The organism is Gemella sp. GH3, from assembly GCF_013415425.1.
Classification (GTDB): Bacteria; Bacillota; Bacilli; order Staphylococcales; family Gemellaceae; genus Gemelliphila.
The window spans coordinates 1-713 of the sequence record NZ_JACBYC010000069.1; the positions used below are offsets into that span (position 1 = coordinate 1).

Sequence of the window (713 nt, forward strand, 5' to 3'; positions counted from 1 at the left end):
TAGTAAGGTATATTTTAAAAGAAATATATTCAAAGATTTTGAAAATAAAAAAATCTAAAAAGGTAGATAATTATATAAAAAATATTACGAAAATATTGGATTACTTTGATATAAAGATGCTATTAGAAAAAGAAAAATCTAGTTATGAAAATATAGATGAATTAGAAATAGAAAGTATAGATAGACAAGTATATAAGAAATTTTTAGTTATTCTAGATAATTTACAAAAAAATCTAGGTAGTTATAATGTAAAATTCACATATTTTCGAGATTTATTTTTATTAGCCATTAAGAAAATTAATTACAGATCTATCCCTGTAGTTAATGATTTAATAATTATGTCAGTTATGGACCTAGCCAAAGTTGAAAATAAAAAAGTAGTTTTTGTTGTAGGATTTAATAAAAATACTTTGCCTAGAAAGATTTCTAATAACTCTATTTTAGATGATATTGATAAAGAAAAATTTATTGATAAAAATATTTTTCTGTCTCCTACATCTAAAAATTTATTAATAGACGAAGAATTTGTAAGCTATATTGCCTTGAGTAGATCTTCTGAAAAAGTAATTATTAGTTATAGTAAGTTAGATATTAATTACAAACATCAAGATTCTTCTATATACTTAAATAATTTAAAAATTATTTTTAATAATTTTACGATAAAATCTACAGATAAAATTTTAAAGTTTGATGTAACTAATCTAGATTATTAT

Annotated in this window: 1 pseudogene; it reads left to right on the plus strand. The window is 19.6% G+C overall.

The features are described 5' to 3' along the window. Positions 1–713 (plus strand): annotated as a pseudogene (locus HZY83_RS01660) (PD-(D/E)XK nuclease family protein); the annotation flags it as partial.